The sequence below is a fragment of the Paracoccus sp. Z118 genome, from assembly GCF_019061185.1.
In the GTDB taxonomy this organism is placed as follows: domain Bacteria; phylum Pseudomonadota; class Alphaproteobacteria; order Rhodobacterales; family Rhodobacteraceae; genus Paracoccus.
Genome location: NZ_JAHQZU010000002.1, coordinates 78,378 through 105,139, shown reverse-complemented (window position 1 = coordinate 105,139; position 26,762 = coordinate 78,378). Strand labels below are relative to the sequence as shown.

Genomic DNA, 26,762 nt, shown 5'->3' with positions numbered 1-26,762 from the left:
GGGCGTCGGCGCGGTTTTGCCTCTGCCCCGCAGCGCCTGGGCATGATAGGAAGCGCCATGAAGCAACTGCCCTCACGCCAGCAGATCCTCGAATGGATCGCCGAAAACCCCGACGCCACCGCCAAGCGCGACATCGCCAAGGCGTTCGACATCAAGGGCGACGCCCGGATCGAGCTCAAGCGCCTTCTGAAGGAGCTTGAGGCCGAGGGGCTGCTGGAACGCCGCCGCCGCACCTACCGCGACGCCGAGAAGCTGCCACCGGTCACAGTGCTGGAAATCCTGCCGCCCGACGCCGACGGCGACATCTTCGCCCGGCCGCTGGAATGGCAGGGGACCGCGCCCGTTCCCCGCGTCCTGTTCGCGCCGCGCCAGTCCGATCCGGCGGTGGGCGCGGGCGAGCGCATCCTTGCCCGGCTGATCGAGACGGGGGGCGCGACAGGAGAGGGGGATCACCAGTATCAGGCGCGGCTGATCCGCCGCATCGGCACCGCCCCGCACAAGGTCTTCGGCATCTTCCGCAAGGAAACCCAGGGCGGGCGCATCATGCCCATCGACAAGGGCGCGGACCGGCAATGGCGCGTGCGCGCCGATGCCACGCTGGAGGCGAAGGACGGCGAGCTGGTCGAGGCCGAGCAGGCCGGGCCCAAGGACCGGTTGGGCATGCCCTGGGCGCGGATCACCGACCGGCTGGGCGATCCGTCCGCCCCCCGCGCCGTCAGCCTGATCGCCATTCACCAGCACGGCATCCCGGACGATTTCCCGGACGAGGTGATCGCCGAGGCCGACGCCGCCCGCCCCGCTTCGATGGACGGGCGCGAGGATCTGCGAGACCTGCCGCTGGTCACGATCGACCCGGCGGACGCGCGCGACCATGACGACGCCGTGGCCGCGATGCCCGACGACGATCCGAGGAACCCGGACGGCATGGTGATCTGGGTCGCCATCGCCGACGTGGCTTCCTACGTGCGCCCCGGCTCCGCGCTGGACCGCGAGGCGCGGCATCGGGGGAATTCGACCTATTTCCCCGACCGGGTCGTGCCGATGCTGCCCGACGTGCTGTCGGGCGATCTCTGCTCGCTGCACGAGGGCGTGGACCGGCCGGTGATCGCCGTGCGGATGCGGCTGGATTCCAGCGGCGAGAAGATCGGCCACGACTTCCATCGCGGGATGATGCGCAGCGCCGCCTCGCTGTCCTACGAGCAGGCGCAGGCGGCGGCGGATGGCAATCCCGATGATGCCGCCGCGCCGCTGATGGATGACGTGATCCGACCGCTGTTCGCGGCCTATGAACTGCTGAAGAAGGCCCGCGCCCGGCGGCAGCCGCTGGATCTCGACCTGCCGGAGCGGAAGATCGAACTCACCGACGATGGCCGCGTCAAGTCCGTCAACTTCCGCGACCGCTTCGACGCCCATCGGCTGATCGAGGAATACATGATCCTCGCCAACGTCGCCGCCGCCGAGGAACTGACCCGCCTGCGCCGCCCGCTGCTGTTCCGCGTCCATGAGGAACCCAGCCCCGAAAAGCTGGACGCGCTGCGGCAGGTGGCCGAGGCGTCCGGTTTCTCGCTGGCCAAGGGGCAGGTGCTTCAGACCAGCCAGCTGAACCGGCTGCTGGGGCAGGCCGAGGGGACGGATTTCGACGAGCTCATCAACATCTCGACGCTGCGGTCGATGACGCAGGCCTACTACCACCCCGCAAATTACGGCCATTTCGGGCTGGCGCTGAAAAGCTACGCGCATTTCACCAGTCCCATCCGCCGCTATTCGGACCTGATCGTGCATCGGGCGCTCATCTCGGGCCACGGCTGGGGCGGGGCCGGGAAGAAGGGGGATGGTCTTTCACCCGCCGACATCGACACGCTGGAACAGACCGCCGAGCATATCAGCGAGACCGAGCGCCGCAGCATGACGGCGGAACGGGACACGACCGACCGCTATCTCGCCGCCTTCCTGTCGGAGCGGATCGGGTCCGAATTCACCGGCCGCATCAGCGGCATTCAGCGCTTCGGCGCCTTCGTGAAGCTGGACGAGACCGGCGCCGACGGGCTGCTGCCGATCCGCGAGATCGGCAACGAGTATTTCCATTTCGACCGCGACGCGCAGACGCTGGTCGGCTCGGAAACGGGCATCCGGCTGGGCGTCGGCCAGCGCGTCACCGTGCGTCTGTCCGAGGCGGTGCCGCTGACCGGCGGGCTGACGCTGGAACTGGTGGAGCTTGACGGCAAAGGCGTTCCCGCCGGACCCAAGGGCAAACGCGGCAAGGCCCCGCGCCGCAAGCCGGCAAAGGCGGCCAAGGCGGGCGAGGCGAAGGCCCGCAAGCTGCGACGCATCCGGCACTGACAAACGGACGGGACACAATCTTACGATTTGTCCTCGCAGCTTGTTGCATTGTTGCGTGAAAGAATTTACCTCGGGGCAGGAAGGTGCTATTCTGCACCGCAGCATTACCTGTGCAAGGACGACTTCCATGGCCCTCGACCTTCGTGATTCGATCGCTCCCTATGATGCCCCGCAGAAGGATCTGTATGAGATCGGCGAGATGCCGCCCCTCGGGCATGTGCCGAAGCAGATGTATGCGTGGTCCATCCGCCGCGAGCGTCACGGCGAGCCGGACACCGCCATGCAGATCGAGGTCGTGGACACGTGGGAGATCGACAGCAACGAGGTGCTGGTCCTCGTGATGGCCGCGGGGGTCAACTACAACGGCATCTGGGCCGGTCTCGGCCAGCCGATCAGCCCGTTCGACGGGCACAAGGCGGCCTATCACATCGCCGGATCGGACGCCTCGGGGATCGTCTGGGCGGTGGGCGACAAGGTGCGCAACTGGAAGGTGGGCGATCAGGTCGTGATCCACTGCAACCAGGACGACGGCAACGACGAGGAATGCAACGGCGGCGATCCGATGTTCAGCCCCACCCAGCGGATCTGGGGCTACGAGACGCCCGACGGCAGCTTCGCCCAGTTCACCCGCGTGCAGGCGCAGCAGCTGATGCCGCGCCCGCGCCATCTGACCTGGGAGGAATCGGCCTGCTACACGCTGACGCTGGCCACCGCCTACCGGATGCTGTTCGGGCATGAGCCGCACGAGCTGAAGCCGGGCATGAACGTGCTGGTCTGGGGCGCGTCGGGGGGCCTCGGCTCCTTCGCGATCCAGCTCATCAACGCGGCGGGCGCGAACGCCGTCGGCGTGATCTCGGACGAGGACAAGCGCGAGTTCGTCATGGGGATGGGCGCCAAGGGCGTGCTGAACCGCAGGGACTTCAACTGCTGGGGCGCGCTGCCCAAGGTCGGCAGCGAGGAATACAAGCAGTGGTTCAACGAGGTCCGCAAGTTCGGCAAGGCGATCTGGGACATCACCGGCAAGGGCAACAACGTCGATATCGTGTTCGAACATCCGGGCGAGGCGACCTTCCCGGTCAGCACCTTCGTCTGCAAGAAGGGCGGCATGGTGGTGATCTGCGCCGGCACCTCGGGGTTCAACTGCACCTTCGACGTGCGCTACATGTGGATGCACCAGAAGCGCCTGCAGGGATCGCACTTCGCCCATCTCAAGCAGGCCGCTGCCGCCAACCGCCTGATGCTGGAGCGCCGGATCGACCCCGCCATGTCCGAGGTCTTCCCCTGGGCCGAGATCCCGCAGGCGCATGTGAAGATGCTGCGGAACCAGCACAAGCCGGGCAACATGGCCGTGCTGGTGCAGGCCCCGACAAGCGGGCTGCGCACGTTCGAGGATGCGCTGGAGGCGGGGCGGCGCTGAGCCTTCTCCGAGAGGGGGCGCGGTCACGCGCCCCTGCGGATTCAGTAGTTTCCGGGCGGGTCGCTCGCCGGGAACGACTCGTCGCTCTGCTCGTCCTCCAGCGTCCAGCGGCGGGGCGGATCGCGCATCTCCCTGCGGCCCGCGGTGCGGACGTAGCAGTCCGGGTGCTCGCCGCTCTCACGGCTCAGGGCGGCGCGGGGCGAGCCGCCGCCATCGCGGCGGGTGAGCAGATAGGTGATCGCGCCCCCGACGGCTGCGCTGAGCGCGATCTGGCAGAGAAGTGTTCCGGGTCCGTGACGTGACATGATGGCGCCTTTCGGGTTGGGCTGATCGTGCGGGTATTCCCGCTCCGCCCCTCTAACGCCGGGACCGCGCGGAATGATCCCGCGGGTTGCGGGCGCCGCCCGGCAGGGTAGGATGCGGCGATGCAGCAATCCCTGACCGCCCCCGCGCCCGCCGACGCGCCCGACCTGTCCCCCGACCAGTCGGCCGCGTGGGAGGCGCTGACCGATCTGCTGGCCCTGTCGGGCATCGACATCGACGCGCAGGAGATCGCGCCCGCCCAGCCCGGCAAGGGGCGGGTGATGGCGGTGCTGGGCAAGGCGGGCTCGGGCAAGACGCTGATCCTGTCGGAACTGACCCGCGCGCTGGTCGCGGCCGGGGTCCATGTCGTCAGCGGCGATTACGAAGGCAAGCGCCGCAAGGACGCGCGCACGGTCGCGGTGCTGGCGCCGACCAACAAGGCGGCCTTCGTGCTGCGGATGCGCGGGGTGCCGGCGACGACGATCCACCGCATCCTCTACACGCCCGTCTATGACCCCGAATACGAGCGGCTGGCCGACTGGCTGGCGGGCAACGGCGACCGCCCGACGATCGAGGGTCTGTCCGACGAGGCGCTGGACCGCGCCTTCGCGTTCTACCAGCAGCACGGCTCCATTCCCGGCGCGCTGGCGGCGGCGGGGCTGCGCGGGTCGGATTTCATCCAGGGCTGGAAGCGGCGCGACGATGCGCTGGACATCGGCCTGATCGACGAGGCCTCGATGCTGGACGAGCGCCAGTTCGACGACCTGCGTGAGATATTTCCGCTGCTGGTGCTGTTCGGCGATCCGGCGCAGCTTGCCCCAGTCGGGCTGTCCGGCGACATGGTGTTCGACCGGCTGGCCGCGCCGCAGAAGCTGACGCTGAGCCGCATCCACCGGCAGGCCGAGGGGAACCCGATCCTCGACCTCGCGCACGCGCTGGGCGATCCGGCAGTGGATTTCGCCGCGTTCGAGCGGCGGGTGCGCCAGGCGGCCGAGCAGGACGAGCGCGTCGTCTGGGCCGAGCGGGTGGAAAGCGACCTGATGGCCCGCTCGCCGGTGCTGGTCTGGCGCAACGCGACGCGGGTGCGGCTCATCAGCGCCTTCCGGGCCGCGCATGGCGCGCCGGGCGATGCGCTGCTGCCGGGCGAGCCGCTGGTCTGCGACGGGATCGAACTGCCGCTGAAGCACCGCAAGAAGCGCATCGACCTCGAGGCGCGGGGCCTCATCAAGGGGGCGCAGGTGGTCTATCTGGGGCCGGGCAAGAAACCCGGCTTCGCGCGGCTGCACGTCATCGGCGCGCCGGAGCCGCGGCTTTCCGCCGCCTCGATCATCAAGATCGAGACGCCCGACGTGGACGAGCCGTTCATCCCGTCGGCGGCGCGGATGGGCGCGACCTTCCTGCACGGCGCGGCGGTGACGATCCACAAGGCGCAGGGAAGCCAGTGGCCCGATGTGCAGGTCTTCGCGCCGGACATCTCGGCCGCCGCCTGGTCCAACCGAACCGAGGCCGGGCTGCCGTTGTGGAAGCGCCTCGCTTATGTGGCGATCACGCGGGCGCAGGACCGGCTGCTGTGGGTGACGAAAGCGCGTCTGGCGCGGCCGCATCTCGGGCTGTCAACGGACGATCTGACCGTCGAGGCCGCGCCGCTGGCGCTGGAAACCGCGCCGGAGGATGCGGCCTAGACAGCGGTGGCGCAACGGCAAGACTTGCGCCGTTCGGCGGTGAGATACGAGGCGGGACAGGTGCCCGCCCGATCTGAGCGCTAGATGAACCCCAGCTCCAGCCGGGCCTCGTCGGACATCATGTCCATGCCCCATTGCGGCTGGAAGGTCATTTCCACGTCCACCTGACGCACGCCCGGCAGCGGCTCGACCGCGTCGGCGACCCAGCCCGGCATCTCGCCCGCGACGGGGCAGCCGGGCGCGGTCAGCGTCATGATGATGCGGACGGCGTTCTCGGCGTCGATCTGGATGGTGTAGATCAGCCCGAGGTCGTAGATGTTGACCGGAATCTCGGGATCGTAAACGGATTTGCAGGCTTCGACCACGCTGTCATACAGCGGGTGATCGACCGTCGAAGGCGCGATCAGGGGCGCGCCTTCGGCCTGATCCAGGGCCGATCCGGCCTGCGGGGCAGTAGTCGCGTTGTCCATGTGAAAGCCGCTCCGTCCAGAAATGCTGGTCATCATATAGGTGGAGAGGGGCGGCGGGAAAAGGCCGCACCGACGAGGCTCGGCCCTTCAGCGTCGCCGCCACAGACGCGGGCCGGTGCTGATCGGCGCTGGCACCCAGCCGGATCGCATCGGCGGCAGCGGCTCAGAAGCGGAAGTTGAAGCGATGCACGATGCCCAGCCGAACCGAGGACTGGGTCGTGTCTTCGATGAACGGGGAATCGGCGGCGTCGCCGGTCAGCTTGGTGTAACGGGCCTCGCCCAGCAGCGCGAGGCTGTCGGTCAGGGCGTAGCGCCACTCCAGCGACAGCGAATGCGAGTAGATGCCGCCGCCCGGCGAATATGCCTCGTGACCGCTGGCCGCCGATTCGGCGGCGGTGACGCCGAAATAGGTGTCCACGAACTCATCGTCGCCGAAATCGGCCTTGGCCCCGGCCCAGAGGGTCAGGCGCTCGGACGGCTTGATGCGGTATTTCGCGCCGAACTCGCCCGCGATGCCGTCATGCCCGCCGAAGCCCTTGCGCGCGGCGACATAGCCGAAGGCATCGCCCACCGAATATTTCAGCCGCACCCCGATCTCGCCCGACGCGTCGATATCGTCCAGCCCGGCCAGCGCGTCGCCGTCATCCGCATCGCGCCCGCCACGATAGTTGAACGAGGGCAGGACCGCGAATCCATCGGCCGAGCCGTCGGAGGTCGTCGCCTGTCCCGGCCGCACGAGGTCGAAATTGCGCAGGATGACCCAGGGCGAGGTTTCCATATCCTCGGACCCCATCCAGTCGGGCGCGTATTTTGCCCCAAGCCCGACATCGGCGGCAACGCCCCAGCCGTCCTGCGCCTGCGCGGGCGCCGAAATCAGCGCGGCGGCAACGGCAGCGAGGGCGAGGGGCAGGGCTTTCATCCGGGCAGTCCTTTCTGGCGGGTCGTCCAGCCCTGATGAACGCAGCGCGCCGCCTTGGCAAGCGGCGGTTGCGTCGAATGATCATCAGTTGATCGGCAGGCGTTGCCGATCCGCCGCGCTCAGCCCTTTTCGGCAGATTCCAGCCGCTCCAGCGCATCCATCCACAGCGCCTCGGCGCGGGGCAGGGCCGCGGTCGCCTCGGCGTGCTTGCGGCCCCATTTCTCGGCCTCGTGCGGGTCGTTGTAGAGCGCGGGGTCGGCCATCTTCTCGCTGATCTTCTTCAGCATGGCGGTCAGCTTCTCCACCCGCTCCTCGCCGCGCCGCACCTCGGCGCGCAGGTCCAGGATCTCGTCGCGGCCGGCCTTCTTCGGCGCGGGCTTGGGCGCCTCGCGCGGGCGCTCGGGCTCGTCGGCGGTCAGCAGCGACCTGCGGTAGGTTTCCAGATCATGCGGATAGGGCGAAACGCCGCCATCCGCGACCAGCCACAGCCGGTCGGCGACCAGTTCCAGCAGGTGCATGTCGTGGCTGACCAGCACCACCGCGCCGGTATAGTCGTTCAGCGCCTCGGTCAGCGCCTCGCGCGATTCGATGTCGAGGTGGTTGGTCGGCTCGTCCAGCACCAGCAGATGCGGCGCGTCGATGGTCGCGAGCAGCAGCGACAGCCGCGCCTTCTGCCCGCCGGACAGCGCGGCGACCCTGGTTCCCGCCTGCGCCTCCATCAGCCCGAAACCGGCCAGCCGGGCGCGCAGCCGGGCCGGGGCCTCGTCCGGGCGCAGGCGGCGGACGTGGTCCAGCGGCGTTTCGTCCAGATGCAGCTCGTCCACCTGATGCTGGGCGAAATACCCCACGCGCAGCTTCGACGAGCGGACGACCTTGCCGTCCATCGCGGGCAGCCGGCCCGACAGCAGCTTCGACAGCGTCGATTTCCCCTGACCGTTGCGGCCCAGCAGCGCGATCCGGTCGTCCTGGTCGATCCGCAGGCTCAGCCGCCGCAGCACCGCCCGGTCGCCATAGCCGACCGAGACATTCTCCAGCGCGAGAATCGGCGGGGAAAGCTGGTCCGGCTGGGGGAAGGTGAAGCGGTGGAACTTCGCCTCCTCGGGCGCAGTGATCGGCTCCATCTTCGCCAGCGCCTTCAGGCGCGACTGCGCCTGCGCGGCCTTGGTCGCCTTGGCGCGGAAGCGGTCCACGAAACTTTGCAGATGGGCGCGGCGGGCGTCCTGCTTCTTCGCCTCGGCGGCCTGCAACGCCCGACGCTCGGCGCGGATGCGGGCGAAGCTGTCATAGCCGCCGGAATAAAGCGTCAGCTTGCGGCTATCGAGATGCAGGATCGAGCCGACCGCCCGGTTCAGCAGGTCGCGGTCGTGGCTGATGACGATGACCGTATGCGGGTAGCGGGCCAGATACCCCTCCAGCCACAGCGCGCCTTCGAGGTCGAGATAGTTCGTCGGCTCGTCCAGCAGCAGCAGGTCGGGCTGCGCGAACAGCACCCCCGCCAAGGCCATCCGCATCCGCCAGCCGCCCGAGAAATCGCCGGTGGGCCGGGCCTGATCGGCGGTGGAAAATCCCAGCCCCTGGAGGATGGCGCTGGCCCGCCCCTCGGCGGACCATGCGTCGATGTCGGCGAGCCGGGTCTGGACCTCGGCGATTCGGTGCGGATCGGTCGCCGTCTCGGCCTCGGCCAGCAGCGCGTGACGCTCGGTATCTGCGGCAAGGACCGTGTTCAGGACGCTGGTGAAGGTCGCGGGGCTTTCCTGCGCGACGCCGCCGATCCGCGCGCGGGAGGGCAGGCCGATCGAGCCGCCGTCCAGCGCCAGCTCGCCCCGGATCAGCCGGAACAGCGTCGTCTTGCCGGCCCCGTTGGGACCGACGAGCCCGACCTTGTGGCCTTCCGGGATCGCCGCCGAGGCGTTCTCGAACAGAGGCCGTCCGGCGATGGAATAGGAGATGTCGTCGATGCGCAGCATGGGTCGCGCTTGCCTGATCGGCGGGGCAGGGTCAATCGCGGCCGGGTCCTGGGGAACGGCCTTGAACCGAATCGCGAAATGCCCTATCTGGTTCGGGCAACGTTTTTCTATCTGCTCTCTGTCTCCGTCACCGGCTTCAGTATGCTGCTATGACTGACTGCGCCGGGCCATCGCATGTCGCGGATGGCGCTTCTGAAGGAGATCTCACGATGGCTAATGGCACCGTGAAATGGTTCAACGCAACCAAAGGCTTCGGCTTCATCCAGCCGGAAAACGGCAACCGCGACGTGTTCCTGCACGTCTCGGCGCTTGAGCGCGCGGGCCTGCAGGCCCCGGCCGACGGCCAGAAGGTCACCTATGACCTCGAGTCCGGCCGTGACGGCCGCGAATCGGCCGCGAACATCAAGTTCGTCTGATAAGACGGCGCGCGGACTTCGCCCGCGCCGCGCTTTCACGGAAAGGGCAGCCCGAGTGGCTGCCCTTTCTGCGTTTTACCGACCCATGCCGTCGCCGTAACAGGTCACGGACGCCGCCCAGTCCGGGACGATGCCCTTTCACGGCTACTTCCTGCGCCCGCGATCTCGCGACGGGCGGCTTTGCCGCCGGGGTTTCCTTCGGACGGGGCGCATGTTACCGCGCCGGCCAATCGCAACCTTCCGCACCCAGACGAGGACATCATGGCCGTCGAACGCACGCTGTCGATCATCAAGCCCGACGCGACCCGCCGCAACCTGACCGGCAAGATCAACCAGAAATTCGAGGATGCGGGCCTGCGCATCGTCGCGCAGAAGCGCATCCATCTGTCGCCCGCCCAGGCCGGCAAGTTCTACGAGGTCCACAAGGACCGTCCCTTCTACGGCGAACTGGTCGAGTCCATGGTTTCCGCGCCGGTCGTCGTGCAGGTGCTGGAAGGCGAGGGCGCCATCGCCAAGAACCGCGAAGTGATGGGCGCGACCAACCCGTCCAACGCCGACGAGGGCACGATCCGCAAGGAATTCGCGCTGTCGGTGGGCGAGAACTCGGTCCACGGCTCGGACGCGCCGGAAACCGCGAAAGAGGAAATCGCCTTCTTCTTCTCGGGTCTCGAACTGGTCGGCTGAACCCGGACAGGCCAGAGGACGAGGGCCGCTCCGATCAGGGCGGCCCTCTTGCTTTCTTCTTCGCCTGAAATATCCCGCGGGGGTGTGGGGGCGCGAAGCCCCCACTCGCGGCGTCGGTTGCCTGACGCCGCGCCAGAAGCTATTGCCTGCATGAACCATCGAGGATGACATCATGCGGGCATTCGTCTTTCCGGGTCAGGGCGCCCAGACCATCGGCATGGGCCGCGAGCTCGCCGAATCCTATCCCGCCGCGAAGGCCGTCTTCGACGAGGTGGACGAGGCGCTGGGTGAGAATCTGTCGGCGCTGATCTGGGACGGCGACATCGAGACGCTGACCCTCACCCGCAATGCGCAGCCGGCGCTGATGGCGACCTCGATCGCCGCGCTGCGCGCGCTGGAGGCCGAGGGCTTTTCCATCACCGACGCGGGTTTCGTCGCGGGCCACAGCCTCGGGGAATACTCGGCGCTCTGCGCGGCGGGGGCGATCAGCCTGTCGGACACCGCCCGGCTGCTCTGCATCCGCGGCACGGCCATGCAGGAGGCGGTTCCCGTCGGGCAGGGCGCGATGGCCGCGATCCTCGGCCTCGACTTCGCCGCAGTGGACGAGATCGCCCGCGAGGCGGCGGGCGACGAGGTCTGCCAGGCTGCCAACGACAACGATCCCGCGCAGGTGGTGATCTCGGGCCACAGGGAGGCGGTGGAACGCGCCGCCGCGCTGGCCAAGGAACGCGGCGCCAAGCGGGCGCTGATGCTGCCGGTCTCAGCCCCGTTCCACAGCGCGCTGATGCAGCCCGCCGCGGCCGCCATGTCCGACGCGCTGGCCGGGGTCGATATCCATGAACCCGCCGTCCCGGTAATCGCCAACGTCTCGGCCGAGCCCGTCACCATGCCCGGCGCGATCCGCCGGCTGCTGGTCGATCAGGTGACGGGAATCGTCCGGTGGCGCGAGTCGGTGGCCTTCATGGCCGAACAGGGCGTGACCGAATTCTGGGAGATCGGCGCGGGCAAGGCGCTGTCGGGGATGATCAAGCGCATCGCGCCTGATGTCACGACGCGGGCGATCGGCGCGCCGAAGGATATCGCGGCGCTGAAGGGCTGAGGCCGGACCGGGGCTCTGCCCCGGACCCCGGGATATTTGCAGACAGAAGATGAGGCTTTGATGTTCGACCTGACAGGCAGGACTGCGCTGATCACCGGCGCTTCGGGGGGGATCGGCGGGGCCGTCGCGGCCGCGCTGCACGCGGCGGGGGCCAGCGTGACCCTTTCGGGCACGCGCGAGGCGCCGCTGCGGGAACTGGCCGAACGGCTGGGCGAGCGGGCGCATGTCGTCACCGCCAATCTGGGCGATGCGGCCGAGGTCGAGGCGCTGCCGAAGAAGGCGGCGGAGGCGATGGGGTCCGTCGATATCCTCGTCAACAATGCCGGGATCACGCGGGACAACCTGTTCATGCGCATGTCCGACGAGGAATGGGCGCAGGTGCTGGAGGTGAACCTCACTTCGTCCTTCCGGCTGGCGCGCGGGGTGCTGCGCGGGATGATGAAGGCCCGCTGGGGGCGGATCGTGTCGATCACCTCGGTCGTCGGGACCACCGGCAATCCGGGGCAGGGCAACTATGCCGCCGCCAAGGCCGGGCTGGTGGGGATGTCGAAGAGCCTCGCCTATGAGGTCGCCTCGCGCGGGATCACGGTCAATTGCGTGGCGCCGGGGTTCATCGAGACGGCGATGACGGGCAAGCTGAATGACGAGCAGAAGGGCCGCATCCTGACGCAGATTCCCGCCGGGCGGATGGGCTCGGCCGATGAGGTCGCGGCGGCGGTGCTGTTCCTTTCCAGCGCCGAGGCGGGCTATGTCACCGGCGCCACGTTGCACGTCAATGGCGGCATGGCCATGATCTGATTGGGGAAGGGCCTGCGCCTCAGGGGCGGGAACCGGATGGCTGGAAAGCTGTTGCAGATAATGCGGCCGCTGCTATATCCCCGGACCAAGGCCGCAGGGGAACCGCCCGCGGCTGTCGTCGGCCGCTTGCCGGCAACATCTCGGGCGGAAGGCCCGCAACTGAGGAATGAGACATGAGCGATATCGCTGATCGCGTGAAGAAGATCGTTGTCGAGCATCTGGGCGTCGATGAGGAGAAGGTGACCGAAAGCGCGTCGTTCATCGACGATCTCGGCGCCGACTCGCTCGACACCGTCGAGCTGGTGATGGCGTTCGAGGAAGAGTTCGGGATCGAGATCCCGGACGACGCCGCCGAGACGATTCAGACCTTCGGCGACGCGGTGAAGTTCATCGACGGCGCGACCGCCTGATCGGGCGCGATCCCTGCTGATCCCATGCGGCGCCCCATGCGGGCGCCGTTTTTCGTTGCGTTGCGTCGTTTTGCCTCACGCGAAGCGTGGAACGGAGCGCCGCCTCGCCCGTTGTCCTGACAAGCGAGACAGCAGAAGGAGACGCACTCATGCCCGTGAAGCTTCAGGGTCTGGAAGACAACGCCCGCAAGACCTCTATTTCCGAACTTCAGGCCTGCATGACCGATGGGCTGTCCCTGTCGATGGCGCTGAAGCAGGCGCACTGGAACCTCAGGGGCGCGAATTTCATCGCCGTGCATGAGCTGCTGGACGCGGTCAAGGCGCGGCTGGACCCGAATGTGGACGAGTTGGCCGAGCGTATCCAGCAACTCGACGGCGCGGCCGTGGGGACGGTCGAGGAGGTGGCGGGTTCCACGTCGCTGAAGCCCTATCCCACCGACCTGACGAAATCCGCGGACCATATCCGCGAGATCTCGGACCGGATGCGCAACTATGGCGAGCGGGTGCGCGCGGCCATCGACGCGACCGAGAAGGCCGGGGACGCCACGACGGCGGACATCCTGACCGCCGCCTCGGGGCAGGCCGACAAGGATCTGTGGTTCCTTGCGTCTCATCTGGAATAATCGCGGCATAGCCCTTCGGTGCGATTGCGCCGGGGGGCGGGGCGGCTATCTTGCCGCCCATGAGCACCCCCCGATTCATCCATCTCCGCTGCCATTCCGAACATTCGCTTCTGGAAGGCGCGATCCCCGTCAAGAAGCTGCCCGGTCTGGCGGCCAAGCACGGCATGCCCGCCGTCGCGCTGACCGACACCAACGCGCTGTTCGCGGCGCTGGAGTTTTCCGTCAAGGCGCTGGACGAGGGCGTGCAGCCTATCGTCGGCTGCCAGGTCACGCTGGACGCCGGGGCCGTCAGCGGCCCGGTGGTGCTGCTGGCGCAGGACCAGAGCGGGTGGATGAACCTGATGGCGCTGTCCACCTGCCTTTACGTGACGCCCGGCAAGGCATCGCCCCATGTCACGATGGACGAGCTTGTCAGCCATGCCGCCGGGCTGATCTGCCTGTCCGGCGGGGCAGGCGGGCCGCTGGGGCAGTTGGTCGCCGCGGGCAAGCTGGATGATGCCCGCGCCCACGCGCAGGCGCTGCACGGGATGTTCGGGGATCGGCTTTATGTCGAACTGCAGCGCCACACGCAGGACAACGGCGCGCCGATGCCGGCCGAGGCCGCGTCCGAAGGCGGGATGATCGACATCGCCTATGACCTCGGCCTGCCGCTGGTCGCCACGAACGACGTGTATTTCCCCGCGCCCGACATGTTCGGCGCCCATGACGCGCTGATCTGCATCCGCGAGCGGGCGATGGTCGATCAGCCCGGCCCCCGCCGCCGCCTGACCGCGCAGCACCACTTCAAGTCGCCCGCCGAGATGGCGGCCCTGTTCGCGGACCTGCCCGAAGCCATCGAGAACACGGTGGAAATCGCCCGCCGCTGTGCTTTCGCCGTCGCCAAGCACAAGCCGATCCTGCCCCGCTTCGCGGACGACGAGGTCGAGGAACTGCGCCGTCAGGCCAAGGGCGGCCTTGCCGCGCGGCTGGCCGTCATCCCCCATGCGGTCAGCGTGGACGACTATAACGCCCGGCTGGATTTCGAGCTGGGCATCATCGAGCAGATGGGGTTCCCCGGCTATTTCCTGATCGTCGCTGACTTCATCAAATGGGCCAAGACGAACGGGATTCCGGTGGGGCCGGGGCGCGGCTCGGGGGCGGGTAGCCTCGTGGCCTATGCGCTGACGATCACGGACCTTGACCCGCTGCGCTACTCGCTGCTGTTCGAGCGGTTCCTGAACCCTGAGCGCGTCTCGATGCCCGACTTCGATATCGACTTCTGCATGGACCGGCGGGAAGAAGTGATCGACTACGTTTGCCAGAAATACGGGCGCGAGAAGGTGGGGCAGATCATCACCTTCGGCGCTTTGCTGTCGAAGGCGGCCGTGCATGACGTGGGCCGGGTGCTGGGCATGGGCTTCACCCAGCGGGACAAGCTGTCAAAGATGATCCCGGTCGAGGGCGTGAAGCCGGTCTCCATCACCAAGGCGCTGGCCGACGAGCCGCGCCTGCGCGAGGCCCGCGACGCCGAGGAAAACGTGGCGCGGATGCTGGAATACGCCGCACAGGTCGAGGGGCTTTACCGCAACGCCTCGACCCACGCGGCGGGGGTCGTGATCGGGGACCGCCCGCTGGATCAGCTTGTGCCGCTTTACCGCGATCCGGGCTCGGACATGCCGGCCACCCAGTTCAACATGAAATGGGTCGAACAGGCCGGGCTGGTGAAGTTCGACTTCCTCGGCCTGAAGACGCTGACCGTGATCCAGAACGCCGTGGACCTGATCCGCGCGGGCGGGCGGCACCTGCATATCGCGGCGGACGGGCGGCAGCTTTACGACCCGCCGCCCGGCGCGGTGGACGAGATCAACCTGATCCCGCTGGACGACGAGGCGACCTATCGCCTGTTCGCCAGCGCCCGCACCGTCGCGGTGTTCCAGGTCGAAAGCAGCGGCATGATGGACGCGTTGCGGCAGATGCGCCCGACCTGCATCGAGGACATCGTGGCGCTGGTGGCGCTGTATCGGCCGGGGCCGATGGAGAACATCCCGACCTACTGCAAGGTCAAGAACGGCTTGCAGCCGCTTGAATCGATCCATCCCAGCATCGACCACATCCTCGCGGAAACGCAGGGCATCATCGTCTATCAGGAACAGGTGATGCAGATCGCGCAGGTCATGGGGGGCTATTCGCTCGGCGGCGCCGACCTGCTGCGCCGGGCGATGGGCAAGAAGATCGCCGAGGAGATGGCGAAGGAGCGGCCCAAGTTCGTCCAAGGCTCCAAGGCGCAGGGGGTGGACGAGAAGAAGGCCGGCGAGGTCTTCGACCTGCTGGAGAAATTCGCCAATTACGGCTTCAACAAGTCGCACGCCGCGGCTTATGCGGTGGTCAGCTACCAGACCGCATGGCTCAAGGCGAACCACCCGGTCGAGTTCATGGCCGCGGTGATGAACTGCGACATCCACCTGACCGACAAGCTGGCGATCTACCGCCGCGAGGTGGACCGCATGGGGATCGAGGTGATCCCGCCATGCGTCAACCGCTCGCAGCCGCGCTTCAGCGTCGATCAGGGCCGGATCGTCTATGCGCTCGGGGCGCTGAAGAACGTGGGCGTCGAGGCGATGCGGACGCTGGTGGTGGCGCGGGGCGACAAGCCGTTCCGCGACCTCAACGACTTCGCCCGCCGCGTGCCGATGCGGCAGGTCGGCAAGCGGGCGCTGGAGATGCTGGCCCGCGCCGGGGCGTTCGACGAGCTGGATGCCAACCGGGCGCGGGTGCTGAAATCGCTGGACGGGCTGGTGGCCTGGTCCTCGGCGGTGCAGGAGGCCTCCACCTCCAACCAGTCGTCGCTGTTCGGGGGCGGCGAGGATCTGCCGCCGCCGCGCCCCGCGCTCGCGTCCGTCTGGATGCCCGCCGAGAAGCTGGCCGAGGAACGCACGGCGATCGGCTTCTACCTGTCCGGCCATCCGCTGGACGACTACCTGCCCGCCCTGCGCCGCAAGGGGGCGATGACGCTGGCCGAGGTGCAGGCGGCCTCGCTCGACGGGCCGCTGGTCGCGCAGCTTGCGGGCACGGTCGCGGCTCGGGCCGAGAAGAAATCGGCCAAGGGCACGCGCTATGCCTTCGTCACCCTGTCGGACCCGACCGGGCTTTACGAGGCGACGGTGTTCTCGGACGTGCTGGACGCGAGCCGCCATCATCTGGAACCGGGATCGAACGTGCTGCTGACGGTGAACGTGGAACCCTCGGGCGATCAGGTCAAGCTGCTGGCGCGCGGCGTGGTCCCGTTGGAGGATGCGGTGGCCGACGCGGGCTCCGGCAAGCTGGCGGTGGAGATCGCGGACCCCCAGACGGCGGTCGCGGTGCTGGACCGGCTGCGCGTGGTCAGCGGCGAGATCGCGGCATCGTCGCGCGGGCGCGGCCCGCTGCTGATGCGGGTGCGCGAGGGGACGGCGGTCTATGACATCGAGGTGGGGCAGAACGTCCCCGTGACGCCGAAGATGCGGCAGGCGCTTCGCGCCGTCGAAGGCGTGATCGACGTGACCGAGGAATAGCTCGGCGGAAGGTTGCTCAGCCTGCCCGCAATTGGCAGGGTCGAACCAGATCCCACCCAGAAGGACCACCCATGATCCGCCGCCCGATTCCGACCGCTCTTCGCGCTGCCATTCCGGCCACCATCCTGCTGCTCGCGGCCTGCGGCGATCCCCAACCCGCGCGTAGAACGACAACCACCACGCAGCCGCCGGTCGCGCTGGTCGATCCGGCGGCGCTCTATTGCGCGGGCACCGGCGGCACGGTGATCCAGCGGATCGAAAACGGGCGTCGCGCCGATCTGTGCCGGCAGTCCAATGGCAGGACCGTCCGCACGGCCGACCTCATCAACGCCCATAACGACCTGTAGCGCGGCTCACTTGGGGCTGGTCGCGTCCTCCAGCCCCTCCATGTCGGTGCGGTCCGACAGCAGCAGCGCCCAGGGGCGCAGGACCGGGACATGCGCGCCCAGAACGATCAGCGACACCGTGACCGGCCCGGCCAGCAGCGCGCCGGGAATCCCCCAGATCCACGCCCAGAACAGCAGCGCCACCAGAATGACCAGCGGCGACACCGCGATGCGGTTCCCCGAGACCTTCGGATCGACATAGTTGCCCATCACCTGCTCGATCGCCAGAAGGCCCAGCCCCACGGCCACGGACGTGCCGAAATCCTGCGTCACGAACACATACATGACCGGCAGCAGGCCGGCGATGATCGACCCGACCGTGGGGATGAAGTTCAGCAGCAGGGTCAGAAGCGCCCAGACGAAGATCAGCCCCGCCCCGAAGAACCACAGCCACAGCCCGTAAAGCGCGGCGGTGACGAGCCCGAGCACCGCCCGGATCAGCAGATAGGCGCGGACCTTCTGCGCGATCACCTCGGCCGATTCGGTCAGCCGCCATTCGTCGCGCCCGTTCGTGATCGCGGCGATCTTCCGCCGCCAGTCGCCGCTTTCGATCAGGGTCAGCAGGACGAGGAAGAAGATCACCACCAGCGCCGAGACGATCGCCACCGCCGAGTTGAGGACCGTGCCCGCGACACTGGCCAGGACACCGATGATCGTATCGCTGAACCGCGTGGCGAGATCGCCGGCCGAACCCGACAGCAACCCGCCGGAGCCCTCGTCAGAGGCTCCGCCGCCGGCGGACGATGCGCCCGCGTCGTCGGCGGGCTCGGCCACGCCGGACGGCAGGCCCAGCGGCATCGCCTGTCCGGTCGTGTCGCCGTTCGGCGGGCCGCTTTGCGGCAGCAGTTCCGCGGCCTGTTCAGTGCCGCCGGGGAACTGCGCGACCACCTGCTGCGCGCCGAGCCACAGCGCCCCGAAGAACACAGCGACGACCGCGACCAACAGCGCCATCGCGGCGGTGGTGCCCAGCCAGCCCAGCTTGCGGGGAAGTTTCCGCCGGACCCAGTCGCGCACCGGCATCACCGCCAGCGCGATCAGGATCGAGGCCACCACCGGCACGGCCACGCTGGCCATCGCCCGCAGGGCCCAGCCGGCCAGCACCAGCGCGATGAGGACCAGAAGGATCGTGCGGATGTTCGGACTGGCCCCCGCAACCGATTGCCGGCCGCCATCTCCGCCAGCGCCTGGCCCGGTGAACTCGCCTCGTCTGGCCATGATGCGCTCCCTCGATCCGTGCCGGGAACAAGCCGGACCTCGGGGCGAAGGTTCCCGCGCCGGTGCCGAACGGAGCCCATGCGAAAGGGCGCCCGGTGGGGCGCCCTTTGCATGGATGGGGGCGGGCGCGAGGCCCCGGTGCCGCGATCAGTTGCGGGCGCGGTCCACCATCTTGCCCTTGGAGATCCACGGCATCATCTCGCGCAGTTTCGCGCCGACCTGCTCGATCTGGTGCTCGTCGTTGATCCGGCGGGTCGCCTTGAAGGACGGCTGGCCGACGGCATTTTCGGTCATGAAGTCGCGCACGAACTTGCCGGTCTGGATGTCGCGCAGGACTTCCTTCATCCGCGCCTTGGTTTCCTCGTAGGGCAGGATGCGCGGACCGCTGACATACTCGCCATACTCGGCGGTGTTGCTGATCGAGTAGTTCATGTTGGCGATGCCGCCCTCGTAGATCAGGTCCACGATCAGCTTCACCTCGTGCAGGCACTCGAAATAGGCCATCTCGGGCTCGTAGCCCGCCTCGACCAGCGTCTCGAAGCCCATGCGGATCAGCTCGACCAGCCCGCCGCACAGCACCGCCTGCTCGCCGAACAGGTCGGTCTCGCATTCCTCGCGGAAGTCGGTCTCGATGATGCCCGAGCGGCCGCCGCCGATGGCCGAGCAGTAGCTGAGCGCGAGGTCCAGCGCCTTGCCCGAGGCGTCGTTGTCCACCGCGACGAGGCACGGCACGCCGCCGCCCTTGACGTATTCGCCGCGAACCGTGTGGCCGGGGCCCTTGGGCGCCATCATGATGACATCGACACCCTTCTTCGGCTCGATCAGGCCGAAATGCACGTTGAGGCCGTGGGCGAACGCGATGGCGGCGCCTTCGCGCAGGTTGTCATGGACGTATTTGCGATAGGTTTCGGCCTGAAGCTCGTCGGGCATGGTGAACATGATGAGATCGGCCCATTTCGCGGCTTCCGCGATGCCCATCACCTGCAATCCTTCGCCTTCGGCCTTGGCGCGGCTGGGCGAGCCTTCGCGCAGCGCGACGACCAGGTTCTTGGCGCCCGAGTCGCGCAGGTTCAGCGCGTGGGCGTGCCCTTGGCTGCCATAGCCGAGGATGGCGATGTTCTTGTCCTTGATGAGGTTCACGTCGCAGTCGCGGTCATAGTAAACGCGCATGGCATATCTCCTTGTGATGAGAGAGGGATAGCGCGGGCCGGGCGGGTGGACTCTGCAAACTCGTCGTGTCATCGGCCGAAGCAGAGAAGATCATGCCTCTGAGTGGACGAACGCGGAAAAATCATGCTCGACGACACCGACCGCCGCATCCTGCGGCAGATGCTGGCCGATCCCGCCGCCGACAATGCCGCGCTGGCCGAACGGGCCGGCGTCACCCCCGCGACACTCTGGCGGCGGCTCGACCGGATGCGCGAACACGGCATCCTTCAGGGGATCGAGGCGCGCATCGACTGGCGCGCGCTCGGGTATGAGGTCGAGGTCAGCCTGCGCTTCACCCTCGACAAGACCGAACCCCGCGCCTTCGATGCCTTCACCGCCGCCGCGCGCGAGGTGCCGGAGGTGATCGAGATCCAGACCTTCCTCGGCTCGGTCGATATCCGCCTGTCGGTGATCGCCCGCGACATGGCGCACTGGCAGGAGATCTACCGCAGCCGCATCCTGCCGCTGCCGCATGTGACGGATATCGAGCCGCTGATGCTGGTGGCGACCCTCAAGGACAGCGCGGAGCTGCCGCTGTGAGCCTGGACACCACCGACACCGCCATCCTGCGGCTGCTCGCCCGCGACGCGACGCTGGGCGCGGCGGAAATCGGCCGCGCCGTCGGCCTCACCCAGCCGGCGGCATGGCGGCGGATCAGGCGGCTGACGGATGCGGGCGTGATCGCCGGCCGGCGGATCGTCGTGGACCGCGCGGCGCTGGGGTTCGGGGTGACGGTGTTCCTCGGCATCCGCCTTGCCGCCCGCGGCCGCCCCGCGCTGGAGGATTTCGAGCGCGCCGCCATCGCCATCCCCGAGGTGCAGACGGTGCAGCACGTCCTCGGGCGTTTCGACTACCGCCTGCGGATCGTCGCCCGCGACATCGCCGATTTCGAGCGGGTTCTGCGGCGGCGGATCATGACGCTGCCGGGCGTGGGGCAGGTGGAGGCGAACGTGGTGCTGTCGGAAGAGCGCAGGCCCGGTCCACTTGGATAGGCCGACTGGGGGTTTCACACCCCCAGACCCCCGTGGGATATTTCGGGCCGCCCGAATGGCAGGCGTGTCTCTCGGGCGGCCCGAAATATCCTCGGGGGTTCGGGGGCAGACAGCCCCCGGCTTCGGGCGGGTCAGTGCGTCCCGAGACCGGCGCGCATCAGGGTGCGCCGCACCGGACCCAGCGCATAGAGCCCGCCGAGCGCCGCTGCGCGCAGGTCGCGCAGGGGGCGCAGGCCGACCATGCTGGCGCGGTTCAGCGCGTCGATGCCCATGACGCGGGCCAGCGCATCGGCGCGGCGCGTGCGGGCGTAACGGGCCAGCGCCGCCGGGTCGCCGGGGCGTTCGCGCATCAGGTCCAGCAGCGCGGCGAGGTCGGCGAGGCTCATGTTCAGCCCCTGCGCGCCGATGGGCGGGACGACATGGGCCGCCTCGGCGATCAGGGCGGTGCGCGGGCCGGAGAAGCGCTGGGCGATCTGGCTGATGATCGGCCATTCGGTCAGCCCGGTCGCCTGTGTCAGATGCCCCAGCACCCCGGCCGAACGGGCGTTGAGTTCCTGCTCGAACGCCTCGCGTGGCAGGGCGCGGAGGCTGGCGATTTCGGGCGCGCGCTCCATCCAGATCACGGCGGAGGCGGGCTTGCCGTCGCGGTCGGGCAGGGGGACCAGCGTGAACGGCCCGCCCGAGCGATGGATCTCGGTCGAGACATTGCCGTGCGGCATCTCGTGGGTGACGGCGAAGGCCAGCGCCCTCTGGCCGTAGCGGATCGTGCGGACGCCGATCCCCAGCGCCTCGCGCACCGGCGAGTTGCGGCCGTCCGCGGCCACAACCAGCTGCGCGGCGATGGTCTGACCGTCGCTCAGCCGCACGATGGCGGCGTCGTCGCGGGGGGTCAGCCCGGCGGTTCCGGTGCCGGGGCGGAACTCCACCCCCGGCAGGTCGGCGAGCCGGGCGGAGATCTCGCGCCGCAGCAGCCAGTTGGGCAGGTTCCAGCCGAACGGCCGGTCGGAAATGTCGGCGGCGTCGAAGGATCGCGTCAGCCGCGCAACCGGCTCGGCGCCGCCCGCATCGACGATCCGCATGATCTGCAGGGGCGTTGCGTGGGGCGCCAGCCGGTCCCAGAGGCCGATCCGTGCCAGCAGATCGACCGCGGGTTGCAGGAACGCCGTGGTCCGCAGGTCGGCGCCCGCCGCCGCTTCCTCGGTCACGGGCGGGGCGGGATCGACGCAGAGGACGCGCCGCCCCTCGGCCCCGAAGGCCGCGGCGGCGATCAGCCCGGCGATCCCGCCGCCCGAGACCAGCACATCGACGCTGCGCGGCTCCATCGGAGGTCAGAACCCGGCGGCGTAGGCGGTGAGGATGGCGAACACCAGGACGGTCGCGATCAGGCCGACGATCCCCAGCACCGGCAGGCCGAACAGCCACACCAGCACGGCGATGAAGACGACCAGCATCGCCACGCCGACGAGCAGCCAGGTCGCGATCTCGAGCTCGCGGCGGCTCTGCAGGTCGGCATCGGGGCTGACCGCCTCGCCGATCGCATCGACCGCCGAGTGGTCGGCCGCATGGGTTTGAGTGGACATGGAAACCTCGATCCTTGGGTTTTCGCCCCTCACCTTGCCATGGCCGAGGGCGCCGGGGCAAGCTGCGCGAGGAAGCCCGAAAGGTCGGCCGTGCGGTGCTGGACATGCGGTCCATGCGCGTGACCAACGTCCAGCTCGTCGGGTCCGTGGCGGCCGGAACCCACGAGAATCGTTCGCATTCCCAGCGAATACGGCACTTCCAGATTGCGCGGGTCATCCTCGAACATCGCCGCCGCCTGCGGGTCGATGCCGTGCGCGTCCAGCACTGCGGCAAAGGAGCGCGGGTCGGGCTTGGGGTGGAAGCCGCATTCCTCGATCCCGTAAACCGCCTCGAAGCAGGCGAGGCCGCGACGGGCCAGCACCTTGCCCGCGTAATGGGCGTCGGCGTTGGTGTGGACGATCTTGCGGCCGGGCAGGGCGGTGATGGCGGCGGCCAGCGACTCGTCCGGCGTCAGGGCCGAGAAGTCGATGTCGTGAACATCCAGCAGATAGGCGGCCGGGTCGATCCTGTGCTCGGCCATCAGCCCGGCCAGCGTGGTGCCGTGGTCGCGCCAGTATTGCGCGCGCAGGGTGTCGGCGGCTGCCTGTTCCAGCCCGAGTTCGCGTGCGACCCAGGCGGTCATGCGGCCTTGGATCTGGTCGAAAAGCCGGATCTCGGGCGGGTAGAGCGTGTTGTCCAGATCGAAGATCCAGACATTCACACCGGCAAAGGCGGAGCGAAGTTCGGGCGTGGCGGGGCGATGATGGGTCATGCCTTCGGCCTAGCCGCGCGCGCCCGCGCTTGCAATCGCCGCGGCGGGCTGGAAACTGCGCGCCATGAAGGACGCATATTCCCTGATCCTGTCGGCCATCGACAACGGCACCTATCGCCCCGGCGACCGGCTGGTCGAATCCGAGCTGGCCGAGCGGTTCGGCGTCAGCCGCACCCCCGTTCGCGAGGCGCTGCAGCGGCTGGAAACGCAGTCGATGCTGACCCGCGACGGGCGCAGCCTGATCGTGGCCGCGCTGGACCACAATCAGTTGACCGAGCTTTACGCCGTCCGCACGGAACTCGAGGCGCTGGCCGCCCGGCTCGCCGCCCGCCACGCCAGCCGCGAGGAGGTGCGGGTTCTGGGCGCGATGATCGAGGAGGATCGCGCAATTCTCGACGACGCGCAGGCGCTGGCGCGGGCGAACCGGCGGTTCCACCACCAGATCCACCTGGCTTCGCACAACCGCTATCTGGTGCAGCAGCTCGACATCGTTCACCGCACGATGGCGCTGATGGCGCATTCCTCGCTGGCCGTGCCGGGGCGGGGCGAGGATTCGCTGGCCGAGCACCGCGCCATCGTGGACGCCATCGCCGCGGGCGATCCCGATGCCGCTGACGCCGCGCTGCGGGCCCATATCTCCCTCGCCTACGAGACTCGGCTGCGGCAGGGGGCGATGGACTGGGCCGCCACGGTCGAGCAGGAGCGCAAGCGGTGAGAGTGATCGCCACCGCCGCCGATCTGGAGGAGGGGGCCGCGCATCTGGCCCAGGTCAGCCCGATCTGGGCGCGGGTGCTGCCCGAGATCGGGCCGCTGCCGCTGCGGCGGCGTGAGGACGGGTTCGCGGCGATCCTGAGTGCGGTCGTCTCGCAGCAGCTTTCGACCCACGCGGCGGAGGCCATTGCGGCGCGGCTGGCCGAGGCGGGGCTGACCGAGGCGGGGTCCATCGCCTCGGCCGCCGACGAGGCGCTGCGGGCCTGCGGGCTGTCGGGGCCGAAGATCCGCTATCTGCGCGGCATCGCCGAGGCCGCGCCCGATTGGCACAGGCTGCGCGCCTTGCCCGACGACGAGGCGGCGGCGCTGCTGGTTGCGCTGCCAGGCATCGGGCAGTGGACGGCGGACATCTATCTGATGTTCGCGCTCGGCCGGGCCGACGCCTTCGCGGCGGGCGATCTTGCGCTGCAGGAATCGGCGCGGTTGCTGTTCGACCTGCCGGCGCGGCCCAGACCGGCGGCGCTGGTCGAACTGGCCGAGCCGTGGCGGCCGTGGCGCTCGGTCGCGGCGCGGGCGCTCTGGGCTTATTACCGGGTGGCCAAGGGGCGCGAAGGTATCCGATAAGACCGCCGAGTGAAGCGAGGGAACGGAAGACATGGTGCGCAAGCTGCAATCCGACCGGCGCGGGCCGGAAAAGGCGAGTTCGGTGGTGGTGCTGCTGCACGGCTATGGGGCGGACGGGGCCGACCTTCTGGGACTGGCCGACCCGCTGTCGCCGCATCTGCCGGGGACCGCCTTCCACGCCCCCGACGCGCCCGAGCCCAGCATCAACAATCCGATGGGCCGGCAGTGGTTTCCGATTCCGTGGCTGGACGGCTCGACCGAGGCGCAGGCGCGGGAAGCGATGGGCCGTTCGGTCGAGGACCTGAACCACTATCTCGACGAGGTGCTGAAGGCCGAGGGGCTGACGGCGGACCGCATGGTCGTCGTCGGCTTCTCGCAGGGCACGATGATGGCGCTGCATGTGGTGCCGCGCCGGGCCGAGGCGGTCGCGGGGATCGTCGGCTTCTCGGGGCGGCTGCTGGCGCCGGAACTGCTGGACGAGGTGACGGTGAAGCCGCCGGTCCTGCTGGTCCACGGCGATCAGGACCAGATGGTGCCGTTCGCCGACATGGGACTGGCGGGCGACGCGCTGACCGGGGCGGGCTTTACCGTTTACAGCCACGTGATGAAGAACACCGGCCACGGCATCTCGCCCGACGGCCTCGGCGTCGCGCTGGCGTTCATCCGCCAATGCCTGGGCTGAGTCGCGACCGGCTGATCCTGCATGTCGGGCTGCCCAAGGCGGCAAGCTCGGCCCTTCAGTTCTGGTGCGACGGACAGCGGGAGCGGCTGGCCGCCGAGGGCGTGGATTATCCCGATCCCCGGTCCGAGCATCCGATGAAGAAGCACCACGCGCTGGTGCCCGAATTGCTGAAGGGCCGTGCCGATACGCTGGCCCGCGATGTGGCGGAAAGCCGCGCGCCGACGATGCTGGTCTCGAACGAGGGATTCGCCCCGCGCTATCGGCAGTTTCCCCGCGCGGCGGCCGATGCGCTCGCCGGGGCGGCGGGTGGTCGGGCCGTCACGCTTTTCCTGCTGACGCGCAGCGAAGAAGGGTGGCTGCGATCGATCTGGGCGCAGCGCATCATCAACCCCAGCATCCAGCGGGCGCCGCTGATATTCGACACGTTCGATGATTTCGTCAGAAGGTCGGACGCCCGCTGGCTGCTGGATGTCGAGGCGAGGGGCGCCGAGATGCAGGCGATCGCGCAGGCGGATCAGGTCGTCCGGGCCAGCGTCGAGGAAGACTGGTTCGGCGCGCTGCTGACCCTGCTGGGCGTGGCCCGGCGCCCCGGCGACGCGCCGCCCCGCATTCACGGGGCCGCGCCGCCCCACGCGATCGAACTGGTGCGCCGCGTCAACGCGTTGCCGACCGACCAACCCAACCTCGTCCGGTCGGCGCTGCTCGCGGGCCTTCAGGCGGAACTGGGCACGTCGAACGTGACGCTTGCCAACACCGCCCGCGTCTTTGCAACCCATCCGAACGAGAAGCGGAAGCAAAGCTCATCGCTTCTCGCCACTGCCCTTCGTGACGTCGATCCCGATCCGGGGCCGATGGCCGAGCTTCACGCCGCGATCTCGGCCTGGGCGGAACGGGGCAGTCCTGATCCCCCGCGCCTCGGCTGAGAAGTCATCGCAGCGTCGTCCCTTCGCTATCCCGATGTCGTGGTTCGGGCGCAAGGCAACATGCAGGGGGTTGCCGTATCTCTGCTACCGGAAGTAGGCTGCACCGCAGCACTGAGTCCGGCACCGGACCCGTCCACTTCGGGGAGGCGCGAATGCTCGACAACCACAGTCTGGATAATGACTTCCGCACCCACTTCGTGCGTGAGCCCGGCTCGCTCAGGCGCAACCCGGCGCTGGTGCTGAACGCGGATTTCCGGCCGCTATCCTACTATCCCCTGTCGCTCTGGCCGTGGCAGGAGGCGATCAAGGCCGTCTTCCTGGACCGGGTGACGATCATCGCCGAATATGACGAGGTGGTGCGCAGTCAGCGCGCCGCGATCCGAATACCCTCGGTCGTGGTGCTGAAAGAGTTCGTCAAACCCCAGAAGCGCGTGGCATTCACGCGCTTCAATCTTTTTCTGAGGGACGAATTCTGTTGCCAGTATTGCGGGGCGCGAGGGGATCTGACCTTCGACCATGTGGTGCCCCGCTCGCGCGGCGGCGTGACCAGTTGGGAGAACGTGGTCGCCGCCTGCTCGCCCTGCAACCTGAGGAAGGCGAACAAGAGCCTGCGGAACTCGGGGCTGAAGCTGCGCCGCCCGCCCGCCCGGCCCACGGCCGAGGACATGCACACCGTCGGCCGGCGCTTTCCGCCGAACCACCTGCATCATAGCTGGATGGATTTTCTCTACTGGGACGCCGAGCTGGAAAGCTGAGGCGTCCCGCGCCCGCGTCAGTGCGCGCCGTCGTGCCGGTGATCGGGGCCGTCATCGCTGCGGGCGAACGCGCCGGAAAGATGCACGACCACCGCGCCGACCAGCGCCCCCAGCAGCACCGCCTTGAACGGCAGCCCGACAGCGACCGCCAGCCAGATCGTGGCGCCCACGGCAAGGATCACGGCAGCGAGCGTGATCAGGAAATGGGGCAGGGGCATCGCTTCCTCCTGTGGCGGCAGGATCAATATGGAGCCGGTGGCGTCAGGTTGAAAGAC

At 68.7% G+C, this 26,762-nt stretch carries 28 protein-coding genes; 18 read left to right on the top strand and 10 right to left on the bottom strand.

What is annotated here, in order from left to right:
* Positions 1 to 57 precede the first annotated feature (57 nt).
* Both rnr and ccrA read left to right on the top strand, forming a co-directional pair.
* Entirely contained in the window at positions 58 to 2,340 is a 2,283-nt protein-coding gene (gene rnr / locus KTN05_RS02045; protein ID WP_217327710.1) for a ribonuclease R, read from the top strand.
* A 127-nt stretch (positions 2,341 to 2,467) separates the two neighbouring features.
* Positions 2,468 to 3,757, top strand: coding sequence for a crotonyl-CoA carboxylase/reductase (ccrA, locus tag KTN05_RS02040; protein ID WP_217327709.1), 1,290 nt, complete (start codon positions 2,468 to 2,470; stop codon positions 3,755 to 3,757).
* A gap of 41 nt (positions 3,758 to 3,798) precedes the next feature.
* On the opposite strand, the gene KTN05_RS02035 is transcribed toward ccrA, so the two are convergent.
* Positions 3,799 to 4,062, bottom strand: a complete 264-nt coding sequence (locus KTN05_RS02035) for a hypothetical protein (RefSeq protein ID WP_217327708.1) — start codon at positions 4,060 to 4,062, stop codon at positions 3,799 to 3,801.
* A gap of 120 nt (positions 4,063 to 4,182) precedes the next feature.
* On the opposite strand from KTN05_RS02035, the gene KTN05_RS02030 reads away from it, so the two are divergent.
* Positions 4,183 to 5,742: an ATP-dependent RecD-like DNA helicase gene (locus KTN05_RS02030; protein ID WP_217327707.1), complete on the top strand. Its 1,560-nt coding sequence runs from the start codon at positions 4,183 to 4,185 to the stop codon at positions 5,740 to 5,742.
* A gap of 80 nt (positions 5,743 to 5,822) precedes the next feature.
* Here KTN05_RS02030 and KTN05_RS02025 read toward each other — a convergent pair whose 3' ends face one another.
* The 3 genes from KTN05_RS02025 to KTN05_RS02015 all read right to left on the bottom strand — a co-directional run bounded on the left by KTN05_RS02025 (position 5,823) and on the right by KTN05_RS02015 (position 9,098).
* Positions 5,823 to 6,212, bottom strand: a complete 390-nt coding sequence (locus KTN05_RS02025; RefSeq protein ID WP_217327706.1) for an SUF system Fe-S cluster assembly protein — start codon at positions 6,210 to 6,212, stop codon at positions 5,823 to 5,825.
* A 163-nt stretch (positions 6,213 to 6,375) separates the two neighbouring features.
* Complete coding sequence (locus KTN05_RS02020) at positions 6,376 to 7,131, bottom strand: MipA/OmpV family protein (protein ID WP_217327705.1); 756 nt, start codon at positions 7,129 to 7,131, stop codon at positions 6,376 to 6,378.
* Between the two features lie 119 nt (positions 7,132 to 7,250).
* A complete protein-coding gene (locus tag KTN05_RS02015) occupies positions 7,251 to 9,098 on the bottom strand; it encodes an ABC-F family ATP-binding cassette domain-containing protein (protein ID WP_217327704.1) in 1,848 nt (615 codons plus the stop codon).
* 209 nt (positions 9,099 to 9,307) lie between these two features.
* Between KTN05_RS02015 and KTN05_RS02010 the strand changes: the two genes are divergently transcribed.
* The 8 genes from KTN05_RS02010 to KTN05_RS01975 all read left to right on the top strand — a co-directional run bounded on the left by KTN05_RS02010 (position 9,308) and on the right by KTN05_RS01975 (position 17,005).
* Positions 9,308 to 9,514 carry a cold-shock protein gene (locus KTN05_RS02010; protein ID WP_217327703.1) on the top strand — a complete coding sequence of 69 codons (207 nt, stop codon included), beginning with the start codon at positions 9,308 to 9,310 and terminating at the stop codon, positions 9,512 to 9,514.
* A gap of 261 nt (positions 9,515 to 9,775) precedes the next feature.
* On the top strand, positions 9,776 to 10,198 hold the full coding sequence (ndk, locus tag KTN05_RS02005) for a nucleoside-diphosphate kinase (RefSeq protein WP_217327702.1): 423 nt from the start codon (positions 9,776 to 9,778) through the stop codon (positions 10,196 to 10,198).
* 172 nt (positions 10,199 to 10,370) lie between these two features.
* A complete protein-coding gene (gene fabD, locus KTN05_RS02000; protein WP_217327701.1) occupies positions 10,371 to 11,297 on the top strand; it encodes an ACP S-malonyltransferase in 927 nt (308 codons plus the stop codon).
* 60 nt (positions 11,298 to 11,357) lie between these two features.
* A complete protein-coding gene (gene fabG, locus KTN05_RS01995; protein ID WP_217327700.1) occupies positions 11,358 to 12,095 on the top strand; it encodes a 3-oxoacyl-[acyl-carrier-protein] reductase in 738 nt (245 codons plus the stop codon).
* Between the two features lie 173 nt (positions 12,096 to 12,268).
* The gene (locus tag KTN05_RS01990; RefSeq protein WP_217327699.1) at positions 12,269 to 12,505 is read left to right on the top strand and encodes an acyl carrier protein; all 237 of its coding nucleotides are present in this window, start codon (positions 12,269 to 12,271) and stop codon (positions 12,503 to 12,505) included.
* Positions 12,506 to 12,654: 149 nt separating this feature from the next.
* Positions 12,655 to 13,128: a DNA starvation/stationary phase protection protein Dps gene (gene dps / locus KTN05_RS01985; RefSeq protein WP_217327698.1), complete on the top strand. Its 474-nt coding sequence runs from the start codon at positions 12,655 to 12,657 to the stop codon at positions 13,126 to 13,128.
* A 59-nt stretch (positions 13,129 to 13,187) separates the two neighbouring features.
* Positions 13,188 to 16,658: a DNA polymerase III subunit alpha gene (gene dnaE, locus KTN05_RS01980; protein ID WP_217327697.1), complete on the top strand. Its 3,471-nt coding sequence runs from the start codon at positions 13,188 to 13,190 to the stop codon at positions 16,656 to 16,658.
* Between the two features lie 71 nt (positions 16,659 to 16,729).
* Positions 16,730 to 17,005 carry a hypothetical protein gene (locus tag KTN05_RS01975; protein WP_217327696.1) on the top strand — a complete coding sequence of 92 codons (276 nt, stop codon included), beginning with the start codon at positions 16,730 to 16,732 and terminating at the stop codon, positions 17,003 to 17,005.
* A 6-nt stretch (positions 17,006 to 17,011) separates the two neighbouring features.
* On the opposite strand, the gene KTN05_RS01970 is transcribed toward KTN05_RS01975, so the two are convergent.
* Together KTN05_RS01970 and ilvC are read right to left on the bottom strand one after the other, a co-directional pair.
* Positions 17,012 to 18,259, bottom strand: a complete 1,248-nt coding sequence (locus tag KTN05_RS01970; RefSeq protein WP_217327695.1) for an AI-2E family transporter — start codon at positions 18,257 to 18,259, stop codon at positions 17,012 to 17,014.
* A gap of 147 nt (positions 18,260 to 18,406) precedes the next feature.
* Positions 18,407 to 19,429, bottom strand: coding sequence for a ketol-acid reductoisomerase (gene ilvC, locus KTN05_RS01965; protein ID WP_217327694.1), 1,023 nt, complete (start codon positions 19,427 to 19,429; stop codon positions 18,407 to 18,409).
* Positions 19,430 to 19,552: 123 nt separating this feature from the next.
* Here ilvC and KTN05_RS01960 point away from each other — a divergent pair, with 123 nt between their 5' ends.
* The gene (locus tag KTN05_RS01960; RefSeq protein WP_217327693.1) at positions 19,553 to 20,008 is read left to right on the top strand and encodes an Lrp/AsnC family transcriptional regulator; all 456 of its coding nucleotides are present in this window, start codon (positions 19,553 to 19,555) and stop codon (positions 20,006 to 20,008) included.
* On the top strand, positions 20,005 to 20,460 hold the full coding sequence (locus KTN05_RS01955; RefSeq protein WP_217327692.1) for an Lrp/AsnC family transcriptional regulator: 456 nt from the start codon (positions 20,005 to 20,007) through the stop codon (positions 20,458 to 20,460). Before KTN05_RS01960 ends, KTN05_RS01955 begins: the two co-directional genes overlap by 4 nt.
* A 131-nt stretch (positions 20,461 to 20,591) precedes the next feature.
* Here the strand turns inward: KTN05_RS01955 and KTN05_RS01950 are convergent, their stop codons facing one another.
* The 3 genes from KTN05_RS01950 to KTN05_RS01940 are packed head-to-tail and all read right to left on the bottom strand — an operon-like array spanning position 20,592 to position 22,792.
* Positions 20,592 to 21,782 carry a UbiH/UbiF family hydroxylase gene (locus tag KTN05_RS01950; RefSeq protein WP_217327691.1) on the bottom strand — a complete coding sequence of 397 codons (1,191 nt, stop codon included), beginning with the start codon at positions 21,780 to 21,782 and terminating at the stop codon, positions 20,592 to 20,594.
* A gap of 6 nt (positions 21,783 to 21,788) precedes the next feature.
* Positions 21,789 to 22,040 (bottom strand): hypothetical protein, encoded by a 252-nt coding sequence (locus KTN05_RS01945; protein WP_217327690.1) that lies wholly within the window; start codon positions 22,038 to 22,040, stop codon positions 21,789 to 21,791.
* A gap of 29 nt (positions 22,041 to 22,069) precedes the next feature.
* The gene (locus KTN05_RS01940; RefSeq protein ID WP_217327689.1) at positions 22,070 to 22,792 is read right to left on the bottom strand and encodes a pyrimidine 5'-nucleotidase; all 723 of its coding nucleotides are present in this window, start codon (positions 22,790 to 22,792) and stop codon (positions 22,070 to 22,072) included.
* 64 nt (positions 22,793 to 22,856) lie between these two features.
* On the opposite strand from KTN05_RS01940, the gene KTN05_RS01935 reads away from it, so the two are divergent.
* The 5 genes from KTN05_RS01935 (at position 22,857) to KTN05_RS01915 (ending at position 26,487) form a co-directional block, all read left to right on the top strand.
* The gene (locus tag KTN05_RS01935) at positions 22,857 to 23,507 is read left to right on the top strand and encodes a GntR family transcriptional regulator (RefSeq protein ID WP_217327688.1); all 651 of its coding nucleotides are present in this window, start codon (positions 22,857 to 22,859) and stop codon (positions 23,505 to 23,507) included.
* Positions 23,504 to 24,127 (top strand): DNA-3-methyladenine glycosylase 2 family protein, encoded by a 624-nt coding sequence (locus tag KTN05_RS01930; protein WP_217327687.1) that lies wholly within the window; start codon positions 23,504 to 23,506, stop codon positions 24,125 to 24,127. Before KTN05_RS01935 ends, KTN05_RS01930 begins: the two co-directional genes overlap by 4 nt.
* A gap of 31 nt (positions 24,128 to 24,158) precedes the next feature.
* On the top strand, positions 24,159 to 24,809 hold the full coding sequence (locus tag KTN05_RS01925; RefSeq protein WP_217327686.1) for an alpha/beta hydrolase: 651 nt from the start codon (positions 24,159 to 24,161) through the stop codon (positions 24,807 to 24,809).
* Complete coding sequence (locus KTN05_RS01920; RefSeq protein WP_217327685.1) at positions 24,797 to 25,732, top strand: hypothetical protein; 936 nt, start codon at positions 24,797 to 24,799, stop codon at positions 25,730 to 25,732. Before KTN05_RS01925 ends, KTN05_RS01920 begins: the two co-directional genes overlap by 13 nt.
* A gap of 170 nt (positions 25,733 to 25,902) precedes the next feature.
* Positions 25,903 to 26,487, top strand: a complete 585-nt coding sequence (locus tag KTN05_RS01915) for an HNH endonuclease (RefSeq protein WP_217327876.1) — start codon at positions 25,903 to 25,905, stop codon at positions 26,485 to 26,487.
* A gap of 17 nt (positions 26,488 to 26,504) precedes the next feature.
* Here the strand turns inward: KTN05_RS01915 and KTN05_RS01910 are convergent, their stop codons facing one another.
* The gene (locus tag KTN05_RS01910) at positions 26,505 to 26,705 is read right to left on the bottom strand and encodes a hypothetical protein (protein ID WP_217327684.1); all 201 of its coding nucleotides are present in this window, start codon (positions 26,703 to 26,705) and stop codon (positions 26,505 to 26,507) included.
* Between the last annotated feature and the right edge of the window lie 57 nt (positions 26,706 to 26,762).